Source organism: Variovorax sp. PDC80, assembly GCF_900115375.1.
GTDB lineage: Bacteria > Pseudomonadota > Gammaproteobacteria > Burkholderiales > Burkholderiaceae_C > Variovorax.
Map to the genome: position 1 here is coordinate 461,873 of NZ_FOWG01000006.1, position 11,438 is coordinate 473,310.

General features: G+C 67.5%; 9 protein-coding genes. All 9 read left to right on the plus strand.

Annotated features, from left to right (window positions below; all coding sequences use genetic code 11):
• Positions 1-304 precede the first annotated feature (304 nt).
• The 9 genes from gspD to BM109_RS20090 all read left to right on the plus strand — a co-directional run bounded on the left by gspD (position 305) and on the right by BM109_RS20090 (position 11,406).
• Positions 305-2,764, plus strand: a complete 2,460-nt coding sequence (gene gspD, locus BM109_RS20055) for a type II secretion system secretin GspD (RefSeq protein WP_218159390.1) — start codon at positions 305-307, stop codon at positions 2,762-2,764.
• A gap of 10 nt (positions 2,765-2,774) precedes the next feature.
• Positions 2,775-4,223 (plus strand): type II secretion system ATPase GspE, encoded by a 1,449-nt coding sequence (gene gspE, locus BM109_RS20060; protein ID WP_218159391.1) that lies wholly within the window; start codon positions 2,775-2,777, stop codon positions 4,221-4,223.
• Between the two features lie 9 nt (positions 4,224-4,232).
• Positions 4,233-5,435 carry a type II secretion system inner membrane protein GspF gene (gspF, locus tag BM109_RS20065; RefSeq protein ID WP_093346012.1) on the plus strand — a complete coding sequence of 401 codons (1,203 nt, stop codon included), beginning with the start codon at positions 4,233-4,235 and terminating at the stop codon, positions 5,433-5,435.
• A 528-nt stretch (positions 5,436-5,963) separates the two neighbouring features.
• Positions 5,964-7,157, plus strand: a complete 1,194-nt coding sequence (locus tag BM109_RS20070; RefSeq protein WP_177239399.1) for a type 2 periplasmic-binding domain-containing protein — start codon at positions 5,964-5,966, stop codon at positions 7,155-7,157.
• Positions 7,158-7,203: 46 nt separating this feature from the next.
• Positions 7,204-7,428 (plus strand): hypothetical protein, encoded by a 225-nt coding sequence (locus BM109_RS40795; RefSeq protein ID WP_143129206.1) that lies wholly within the window; start codon positions 7,204-7,206, stop codon positions 7,426-7,428.
• Between the two features lie 158 nt (positions 7,429-7,586).
• A complete protein-coding gene (locus BM109_RS20075) occupies positions 7,587-8,783 on the plus strand; it encodes a type 2 periplasmic-binding domain-containing protein (protein ID WP_093346018.1) in 1,197 nt (398 codons plus the stop codon).
• A 292-nt stretch (positions 8,784-9,075) separates the two neighbouring features.
• Entirely contained in the window at positions 9,076-9,783 is a 708-nt protein-coding gene (locus tag BM109_RS20080; protein WP_093346021.1) for an STN domain-containing protein, read from the plus strand.
• Positions 9,784-9,796: 13 nt separating this feature from the next.
• The gene (locus tag BM109_RS20085) at positions 9,797-10,291 is read left to right on the plus strand and encodes an RNA polymerase sigma factor (protein WP_256222668.1); all 495 of its coding nucleotides are present in this window, start codon (positions 9,797-9,799) and stop codon (positions 10,289-10,291) included.
• A gap of 131 nt (positions 10,292-10,422) precedes the next feature.
• A complete protein-coding gene (locus BM109_RS20090) occupies positions 10,423-11,406 on the plus strand; it encodes a FecR family protein (RefSeq protein WP_177239400.1) in 984 nt (327 codons plus the stop codon).
• Positions 11,407-11,438: the final 32 nt, after the last annotated feature.

An 11,438-nucleotide genomic window follows, 5' to 3' on the forward strand; every position in this document is an offset into this window, starting at 1 on the left:
CGGGGGGCGCTGCACGCTGGTGTGCTGCCTGGCGTGTTCGGTGGCATTGACGGGATGCGCCACGACCGCGTCCGACGAATCGTTGTTCCGCGAGGGCACCTATGTTCCGAGTGCCGCAAGCACCGCTGCCGCCAGCGCGGTGCCGGCATCGCCCGCGCCGCCGCCGGTATCGGCCAGGCCTGTTGCGCCGGTCCCCTCCGCTGGTGCCGGACGCGCCGCGCGGCCTGCAGGTTCCGACCGGCGCGCACCCGTTCCCGTCATGCCCGCGCGCGGCGTCGCCGGCGGTAGCGACGACAAGGCGACGATGAACTTCGTGGACGCGGACATCCAGTCCGTGATCTCGGCCCTGTCGAAGTTCCTGGGCCGCAATTTCCTCATGGACCCGCGCGTCAAGGGCCAGATCACCCTGGTCTCCGATGGCGAGATCCCGGCCGCCACCGCCTACGACATGCTGAGCTCGGCCTTGCGCATGCGGGGCTTCACCATCGTGGACGTGGGCAAGGTGAGCCGTGTGGTGCCGGTCGCCGACGCCAAGCTGCAGGGCGGCGCCGTCAACGCGAGCGCGCCCGGCGGCGGCATCGCGACCCGCACCTTCAGGCTGGCCTACGAGAACGCCGAGGCGCTGATCCCGGTGCTCAAGCCGATGATCGCGCCCGAGAACAGCATCACCGCCTATGCGGCGAACAACACGCTGGTCATCACCGACTACGTCGACAACCTGGAGCGCATCGCGCGCATCGTCGAGAGCATCGACACGCCGACCTCGCTCGACACCGACGTGGTCAAGGTCCGAAACGGCGTGGCCGTGGACATCGCGGCGCTGGCCAACGAACTGCTGCAGGGCGGCAGCGGCGATGGCAAGCGCGACATCGTGGTGCTGGCCGACCCGCGCTCCAACAGCGTGATCATCCGCTCGAGCAGCCCCGCGCGCACCTCGCTCGCACGCGACCTGGTCGCCAAGCTCGACAACGCGCAGGACGACCCGGGCAACCTCCACGTGGTGTACCTGCGCAATGCGCGCGCGAGCTATCTCTCGGGCGTCCTGCGCGGGCTGCTCACCGGCGATTCGGGCGGCACGGCATTGGGCAGCGGCGGCGACAACGTGCGCGCCACGCTCGGCGCGGGCGGCATGGTGGGCGGTGCCGGGGGCGGCACGGACGCGGCGAACCGCACGGGCGCCAGCGGGTCCGGGACCAATGGCGGTACCGGCGGCACCGGCGGCAGTGGGAGCCGCAGCGGCGGCAGCACCCGCTTCGGCGCGGCCGGCGGTGGCGCCGCCGGCGGGTCGCAGCAGGGTGCCGCAGGCGGCGGCACCACGGGCACCGCCTTCTCGACCAACGGCGTAACCGTGCAGGCCGATGCCACCACCAACGCACTCATCATCGCCGCGCCCGAACCCATGTACCGCAGCATCCGGCGCGTCATCGATTCGCTGGACCAGCGGCGCGCCCAGGTGCTGGTCGAGAGCCTGATCGTGGAGGTGACCGAACAGGATGCGGCGCAACTCGGCATCCAGTGGATGCGCAACAACGGCCGCTTCCTCGGCGGCACCAACCTGGGTGGCGGCGCGGCGCTGAACAACAGCGCGACCAACACCATCGACCGGCTGCCACAGGGCATCAGCCTGGGCATCGTCGACGGCACCGTGAAGCTGCCCGGCGGGGCCGAGATCCTCAACCTCAACCTGCTCGCGCGCGCCTTGCAGACCAAGGGCGGCGTCAACATCCTCTCGACGCCGAACATCATGACGCTCGACAACGAGGCGGCCTCGATCATCGTCGGCAAGACCGTGCCCTTCGTCAGCGGCCAGTACATCACGCCCGGCGGCGGCGGCTCGGACAACCCGTTCCAGACCGTGACGCGCGAGGACATCGGGCTGCAGCTCAAGATCCGGCCGCAGATCTCCGAGGGCGGCACCGTCAAGCTCGACATCTACCAGGAAGTCTCGAGCATCGACGACCAGAACTCCGGCATCGCGGGCGTGGTCACCAACAAACGGGCGTTGGACACCAGCGTGCTGCTCGACGACGGCCAGATCATGGTGCTGGGCGGCCTGCTCGAGGACAGCGTCAACACCACGGTAGAGTCGGTGCCGGGCATCGGCGGCATTCCGGTCCTGGGCAACCTGTTCCGCTACGACAAGCGGCAGCGCGCGAAGACCAACCTGATGATCTTCCTGCGGCCCTATGTGATCCGCGACGCCAACGCCGGGCGCGGCCTGACCCAGGACCGCTACAACTTCATGCGCACCCAGCAGAGCCGGGTGCAGCCCGGCAAGCACCTGGTGCTGCCCGACATGGCGGCCTCGATCCTGCCGCCGAGCGACCTGCCGGTGGCCGGGCGGTCGCCCAAGCTGGACCTTCGCCCCGAGCAGTGGGACAAGACCCGGGAGCAGCCCCCACCCGCCACGCAGAGCAGCAGCGAAGTCCGCCAGCGCCCCGCGCAAGGCGAGTCGAACGAGCCCGAGATGCGCTCCCAGTTGCCGTCGAACGTCGGCGTGACCAGCGACCCGTCCGTGCTCTACGCCAACTCCGAGAGCAACAAGAGCGTGCTGCAGATCGCCGACATGCCGAGGCAGGACGACGCGGTGCAGATCGCCCGGCGGGTGCGCATCAGCGGCCTGCCGGCCTACATCGTCGTCGGCCCCGGCGGCATCGGCTACGCGGTGCGCGTGGACCTGCCGCGCGACGCGCGCTCGGTCGATACCGCCACCGGCGTGCTGCGCGAACTCGGCTACCGGCCGGAGATCGTGGTGGCGCCATGAGGAGATGTCGATGAGCGCCGTGCCGCAACCCATGCCGCTGCTGCCGCACACCTGGGCCCGGGCGCAGCGCATCGTCGCGTGCCGCCAGGGCGACCTGGCGGAGATCGTCTTCAGCGTTCGCACGCCGGGATGGGCGCTGGCCGAGGCGCAGCGGCAGACGGCCATCGAGGCGCGGCGCGAGGTCCCGGACGAGGAGATCGACGCCCTGCTGTCCGCGGGCTATGCCGAGACGGGCAGCGCCGCGGCCGTGGTGGGCGCGGCCGAGTCGGAAGTCGATCTCGAGCGACTCATGCAGTCCATGCCCGCCGTCACCGACCTGCTCGATGCGCAGGACGATGCGCCGGTGATCCGGATGATCAACGCGCTGCTGGCGCAGGCGGCGCGCGACGGCGCGAGCGACGTGCATTTCGAGGCCTTCGAGACGCATTCCGTGGTGCGCTACCGCGTCGACGGCACCTTGCGCGACGTGGTCTCGCCGCGCAAGGAGCTGCATGCCGCGCTGATCTCGCGCATCAAGATCATGTCGCAGCTCGACATCGCGGAGAAGCGCATCCCGCAGGACGGCCGCATCACCCTGCGCGTCGGCGGCCGGCCGATCGACGTGCGGGTCTCCACCGTGCCGACCGTGCACGGCGAACGCGCGGTCCTGCGGTTGCTGGAGAAGGATGCAGGCCGCTTGCAACTGCAGCGGCTGGGCCTCGCACAGGACACGCTCGAGACGCTGACGAAGCTGATCCGCCAGCCGCATGGCATCGTGCTCGTGACCGGCCCGACCGGCAGCGGCAAGACCACCACGCTCTACGCGGCACTGGGCCAGCTCGACAAGAGCGTGAGCAACATCCTCTCGGTGGAGGACCCGGTCGAATACGACCTGCCGGGCGTCAACCAGATCCCGGTGCACAGCAAGATCGGCATGACCTTCGGGGCGGCATTGCGTGCCGCGCTGCGTCAGGACCCCGACAACATCATGATTGGCGAGATCCGCGACCTGGAGACTGCGCAGATCGCCGTGCAGTCCTCCCTCACCGGGCACGGCGTGCTGGCCTCGCTGCATACCAACGATGCGATTTCCGCGGTCACGCGCCTGACCGACATGGGCATCGAGCCCTTCCTGCTGTCCTCGTCGCTGCTGGGCGTGCTGGCGCAGCGGCTCATCCGCTGCCTGTGCCCGCAGTGCAAGCGCGCCGAGGTGCAGCCCGACGGCAGCGTGCGCTGGGTTCCCGTGGGCTGCGCCCACTGCAATCAATCGGGCTTCAAGGGACGCACGGGCATCCACGAGCTGTTCGTCATCGACGACGAGGTGCGCCGGATCATCCACGACGGTGGCAACGAGCATGCGATGCGCGAGCTCGCGCGCCGCAGCGGCATGCGCACCATGCGCGAGGACGGCCAGCGCTGGGTGGCGGCGGGCGTCAGCACCGCCGACGAGATCCTGCGCGTCACGCGCGAAGACGGCTAGGGCAGGGCGATGCCGCGCTTCCAGTTCGAGGCCGCCAACCAGGCCGGCCAGGTTCAATCGGGCGCGATGGAGGCCGAGTCCGTGCGCGCGGTCCGGCTCCAGTTGCGCGACCGCGGCCTGACCGCGCTCGAGGTCCGGGAGACGAGGTCCGGCAGCGGCCAATCCTGGTTCAGCCCGAAACTCGGCGCGGCCGATCTCTGCTGGGCCACGCGCGAACTCGCGAGCCTGCTGAGCGCGCGCCTGCCGCTGGAATCGGCCTTGATGGCCACCATCGAGCAGGCGGAACACAAGGTGGTGGCCGAGTCACTGACCGTCGTCTGCAACCACGTGCGCGGCGGCATGCGGCTGGCCGATGCGCTGGGCGAGCGGCCGCGCGACTTTCCCGCGATCTACCGCGCGCTGGTGAGTGCCGGCGAGGATTCGGGCGACCTGGCGCGCGTGATGGAGCGGCTCGCGGACTATCTCGAGAGCCGCGACAACCTGCAGAGCAAGATGCTCACGGCCTTCATCTATCCGGCGGTGGTGGCTTTCGTGTCGGTGTGCATCGTGATCTTCCTGCTTGGCTACGTGGTGCCGCAGGTGGTCAGTGCCTTCTCGCAGGCGCGGCAGGAACTGCCCATGCTCACGCAGGTGATGCTGGGCGCCAGCGCCTTCGTGCGCGAATGGGGTGTGCTCACCGGCCTCGCGGTGGGGGGCGCGGTAGGATTCTTCCGCTGGAGCCTGCGCGACGATGCGTTCCGGCTGCGCTGGCATGACCTGCTGCTGCGCACCCCCATGCTCGGCAAGTATGTGCTGGGCGTGAACACGGCCCGCTTCGCTTCCACCTTGGCCATCCTGATGGATGCGGGCGTGCCGTTGCTGCGCTCGCTCGATGCCGCGCGCCAGACGATGGGCAACGAGCGGCTCAAGGCCTGCGCGGCCGACACCACCGCGCGCGTGCGGGAAGGGGCACCGCTCGCCGCCGCGCTCAAGGTGCAGAAGGTCTTCCCTTCGAACCTGATCCACCTGGTCGCCAGCGGCGAGAAGACCGGCGCGCTGGCGCCGATGCTCGATCGCGCCGCGGCCAATCTCTCGCGCGATCTCGAGCGCCGCGCCACGCGTCTGACCGCCTTGCTCGAGCCGCTGATGATCCTCGGCATGGGCGGCGTGGTGATGCTGATCGTGCTGGCGGTGCTGCTGCCGATCATGGAGATCAATCAGATGGTGCAGTGAGCTTCGATTCGAGGATTCCTTCGAATCGATCGGCGCTGCATTGCGAGGTCGAAATTGCTTCCGGCCCCTCCATTCATGCAAGCGCGATCGCCGATATCGCACCGCATCGGACCGAACTCGGGTGCGCTTCGCGGATGTTCGGGAGCACCGCTCTCGCGGCGATGGCGATGGGCCCATCGCGAGCCGCGCGTCAAGAAGATACGAAGGTGTTGTTCGGGACGGAATCGCACGGGAAATCAACGGCTTGCGCGTGCCCCGAGCGCTCGCATCGCCGGTCGGCGCGCCGATCTTTCGCGATCCGTGTCCGGTCCGGCCATCGCGGCACCGGGGTGCTTCCTCGCCCGTGTTCCGGACTTTCTTCAATGCCGCGTCACCGTCTCTTTTCAGAATTCATTTGTCGCCAAGAGACCAATGCGCGGATCCCCTGGATCGGTTGCCCTGGTCGTTGGCGAATGACGCGAGAAGTTTTATCCGTTCGATTTGGTTTTTCAATTTTTCTGTTTGCTTAGGAGCAACGACATGAAATCCGTGAACTTCAAACTTGTGGCGCTGACTGCGGTGGCCGCAGTGGCAATGGCGGCCGGTGCCGCTTCGGCACAGACCGTGACCGGTGGTGGCGCTTCGCTGCCGGCCGTGATGTACAACTCCATCATCAGCGGTGGTCCGGTCCTGGGTACCTGGACCTATACCTCGAGCAGCAGCGGCACCGGCAAGGTGGGCTTCCTGACCTCCACCGGTGGCTTCAACTACGCCGGCAGCGACTCCGCGCTCAGCGCAGCCGACCTCGCCACCTACACGACCGGCGCCACCTGGGGCCCGATCATCCAGGTTCCGGCCGTGGCCACCCCCGTGCTGCTTCCCTACAAGGAAAACAACGGCACGCCCGCCACCACCGTTTCGACCCTGAACCTGAGCACGGCCGAAGTCTGCCGCATCTTCTCGTTCAGCCCCGCCGCGCGTACCTGGAACCAGGTCACCACCGCCGCGGACGACGGTGCTGCCGGCACCACCAATCCGATCCAGGTGGTGTATCGCAACGAAGCCGCCGGCAGCGGCACGACCGAACTGCTCTCGCGCTTCCTGAACGCGGCTTGCGGTCCGTTCCTGCCGGCTGGCAAGTCGTTCACCGTTTCGAGCGTGTTCAAGAACGTGGTGGCGACGGCCCTGCCGACGCTGACCGCCGCACAAGACGCCAACGGCGACGGCATTCCCGACGCGTGGCTCGGCGTTGCTGGCAGCTCGGCCGTGGGAACCGCGCTGGGCACCAATCACCGCCTCGGCTACCTGAGCCCCGAGCCGCTTTACACGGGCAGCAGCAACAGCGTGGTGGCGCGCATCGACGGCTTCCTGCCGACGCCTGCCTCCATCGCCGCCGCTCTGCCGGCGCCTCCGTCGGGCGCGGCTCGTCAGACGGTGAGCAACTGGGTCCCCGCCTACTCGATCCCGTCCGGTGCCTATCCGATCTGGGGCACCACCCAACTGCTGCTCGGCCAGTGCTATGCCGGCGGTTTCGGCACGGGCACCCGTGGCGCTGCTGTGAAGAACTTCCTGCAGAACTTCAACGACGGCACCTACGACAGCTACATCACGAGCCACAACTTCACGAAGCTGCCCGCCGCGTGGAACACGGCCATCGCTGAAGCCTTCCTGACCGGTTCGGACGGCAACGGCCTGGCCTTCGGCAACGCCGCCGACTGCGCCGGCATCGCTGGTCGTCCGTAAGTTGGTCTGATCGACGAGATCGGATAAGTCGCCGATCTTTGATTGCTTGACTGGCGACGAATCCTCTTTCTGGAAGCAAGGCGAGGCGAATGCTGATGCAGTCGCCTCGCCTTTGGGCTTTTTTGTCGGGCGTCCGGGACCTGGATTCGCCGATCTGTTGCGGGTCGATGCCGGGATTCGGTTCTCTTCAACCAAGCGCAATGTCTTTTCTCTTGGCTGCATCGGCCCTGGCGACGTATTCGAGTTCTGGAATCGAGGGCTCCAGTTCTGATTCTTTCGGTCGCAACTGTGGTTGCGTTGCCTGGCAATGAGACTGGCATCTCAACCTTCAATCCGACGGAAGTTGCTCTGGTGGTTGGCAAACCGCACCAGAAGTTTTGTTCGTTCGGCTTTGGCTCTCAATTTTTCTGTTTGCTTAGGAGCAACGACATGAAATCCGTGAACTTCAAACTTGTGGCGCTGACTGCGGTGGCCGCGGTGGCAATGGCGGCCGGCGCCGCTTCGGCACAGACCGTGATCGGTGGTGGTGCTTCGCTGCCGGCGGTGGTGTACAACACCATCATCGGCGGTGGTCCGATCCTGGGTGCCTGGACCTATGCCTCGAGTAGCAGCGGCACCGGCAAGGCAAACTTTCTGACCGGTAGCACCTTCAACTACGCCGGCAGCGACTCGGCCCTGACCAGTGAGGACCTTGCTACTTACACAACCGGCGCGACCTGGGGCCCGATCATCCAGGTTCCCATCATGGCCACCGCATTGCTGCTGCCCTACAAAGAAAACAACGGCACGGCCGCCACTACCGTCTCTAAGCTGAATCTGACGACGGCCGAAGTCTGCCGAATCTTCTCGTTCAGTCCCGCCGCACGGACCTGGAACCAAATCACCACCGCAGCAGACGACGGTGCCGCGGGTACCACCAACATGATCCAGTTGGTGTTCGAAGACGGTGCGGGCAGCGGCCCGACCGAGATACTGTCGCGGTTTCTGAATGCGAGCTGTGGTCCGTTCCTGCCCGCTGGCAAGTCCTTCACCATGTCGAACAAGTTCCGCACCATGGTGGCCAGCGCCATCACGACACTGACCGCCGCGCAAGATGCCAACGGCGACGGCATCCCCGACGTGTGGGTTCCCGTGGCGAACAGCTCGGGCATGACGTCCGCCGTGGCCGCTAATCACCGCCTCGGCTATTCGAGCCCCGATCCAGTGTATACGGGCAACAGCGATGCCGAAGTGGCACGCATCAACGGGCTGCGGCCTACGGTCGCCTCCATCCAATCGGCTCTGCCCGCTCCTCCGTCGGGCGCTGCCCGCCAGACCCTGAGCAACTGGGTGCCTGCGTACTCGATCCCGATCGGTGCCTATCCGATCTGGGGCACCACCAACCTGCTGGTCGGCCAGTGCTACGCCGGTGGCTTCGGCTCTGGCACGCGTGGCGCAGCCGTCAAGAACTTTCTGCAGAACCTCAACAATGGCACATATGACAGCTACATCACGAGCCACAACTTCGTGAACCTGCCCGCCGCGTGGAACTCCGCCATCGCCGAAGCCTTCCTGACCGGTGTCGACGGCAACGGCCTGGCCTTCGGCAACGCCGCCGACTGCGCCAGCATCCCCGGCCGTCCGTAAGTGACTTTGATGGGCCGACGACACGGATTGATCGCAGCTCCTTGCGGAGCCACTGGCTGATCCGTCGCGACGGAGCAGGGCGAAACGATGGCTGATGCACTCGTTTCGCCCTCATTGCTTTTCGTCGTAAATCTGTCACATGAATGCCATTTCCGAAAGGGATGATCGACCGGTTTAATGGGGTGTTCGTTGCCGTGCTGACCCAGTCCAATGTTTTCTCGCTCCTCGATGAGCGTCTTGGAGCGGCTTGGCACCATCCCCTCAACCGGGCGTCGTCGGCGCACGAGCGGTCATGCAGCACGTCGTCCGGGGCCTGATCCATGGCGCCGCCATTTGCGCCCTTGCAGCCTGGATGTCGCCGCTACCTGCACTGGCAGCGGCCGCCGTCGACGGCGAGGACACGCGGGCCCGATCGCGCCTCCTCGATTTCGACATCCCTGCCCAGCCGCTTGCCGCGGCGCTGCAGCGCTATGCCGTGACGGCAGACCAGACCGTGCTGTTCAGCGACGCCCTGGTCTCGGGCCGCGCATCGGCGGCCATCAGGGGCCGTCTTCCAGCGCGCGTGGCGCTCGAGGCCTTGCTGGCAGGAACCGGTCTTGCCGCCGACGATTCCGATCCGCAACTCCATGGCGCTTTCGTGCTTCGCCGGATCCCGGCGAGCCCGGTCGAAGACATGCCGAAGGCCCCGGCGCTGGATCGCCGCTACGACGGCCTGGTCCAGGCGCGCGTCTTCGAGGCGCTGTGCGCCGATCCACGCACCGTTCCCGGCGACTACCGGGCCCTGCTGCGGCTGCAGCTCGATCGCGAGGGGCAGCTGTTTCCGCATCTGGTCCGTTCGACTGGCAATGTCGTGCGCGATGCGGCCTTGCTCGGCGCGCTGGGCGGACTGCGGATGGAGCACGCGCCGCCCGCGGACCTTCGCCAGCCGCTGGTGCTGGTGATCCTGCCCAGGGACCGCGTGGCTGGCATGCCCTGCGAAACGGAGGGCGCGCGTGACTGACAGCGTTCTTCCGATGCTCCGTGGCGCGCTGGTGCAGTGCTACAACCAGATCAAGAACAGCCTCTCCATCCACCTGGGCAGCCCCGAGCTGGCGGGCGACACGCTGCACGAGGTGTGGCTGCGGCTGCATCGCGACAGCGAGATCGCGGGACCGATCGCCAATCCGCAAGCCTACCTGGTGCGCATGGGCGTCAACCTCGCGATCGATATCCGGCGCAGCCAGAGCCGCATGCTGTCGGCCGAGGACGTGCAGGAACTCATGCTAGCGATTCCGGACCCTGCGCCGGGTCCGGCGCGCATCGCGGAAGGGCGCTCCGAGCTGGAACGCCTGAAGGCCGCGGTGGATGAAATGCCCGCGCGCCGGCGCGAGATCCTGATCCTGGTGCGCTGGGAACATTGGCCGCAGCGCGACGTGGCCAAGCGCCTCGGCATCTCGCTGCGGACCGTCGAAAGCGAGCTCAAGGCCGCCCAGGAGTACTGCGCCGAGCGTCTTCGGCGCGACCCATAACAGAGTTTCTTGACAGGGATGCGAGATTTTTTCGCGGGTTTGGTCTTCGCCAATCGTCTATAGGTTGGGAGCGAACATCGATGCCGCGTTCGACCGTCCCGGTGCCTCGAAAAGGCCGCGAGAACGAAACAATGACCACCACCGACGATTGCAGCAACCTGCCCGATGTGCTCAAGGACGCGCAGGCCTGGGTGCGCAAGCTCACGTCCGGGCGCGTCAGCGAATGGGAGGCCGAGGCGTTCAAGCGCTGGCGCGATGCCGATCCGCTGCACCAGTCGGCTTTTCAGGAGGCGGCGCACCAATGGCGCCTGCTGGAGTCGGCCGTCGGCGGTGTCCTGAACAGCAATCCCGCGGTGGCCCAATACCATCGCAAGGCGCTGCACCGGCCGCGCGTCGGCCGGCGCGCATTCCTCGGCACGGCGATCGGCGGTGCCACCGCCGCGGGGATCGCGGCCTACTCGCCGTTCGGCCTGTGGCCAGCGGCCCCGCAATGGGATGCCGACTACCGCACGGCGGTGGGCGAGCAACGCGAGGTCCGGATCGACGAGCGCGTGGCCGTCGCGATGAACACGCGCACGAGCCTGCGCCGCACCGGCGATTCGCAGCAGGCTGCGGGACTGGAGCTGCTGGAGGGCGAGGCACAGGTCGATGTCTCCAGCGCGCAGCAGTTCTTCCGCATGACCGCCGGGGTGGGGCGCGTGAGCGCGCAGGCTGCCGAGTTCGAGGTGCGATACCTCGATGGACGCACGCGCATCACCTGCCTGCAGGGACAGGTGCTCATCGAGCACCCCGCGGGCCAGCGGCAGCTCCAAGGACGCCAGCTCGCTGTGTACGACAGCCGCAGCATCAGCGAGATCGCCGCCGCCGATGTCGACGGCGCGCTGGCCTGGCGGCGCGGAGAGATGGTGTTCACGCAAGCGCCGCTGCCCGCCGTGCTCGACGAGATCAATCGATACCGGCCGGGGCGCGTGGTGCTGGTCGGCGATGCAGTGCGCGACAAGACCGTCACGGCCCGCATCCGGATCGTGGACATCGAGACCGCGCTGCTGCAGATCCAGCGCAGCTTCGACCTCAGCGCGAGGTCGCTGCCCGCGGGGCTCCTGCTGCTGAGTTGAGGCAGCGAGCGCGGGTCATGGCCGGGCGCGCA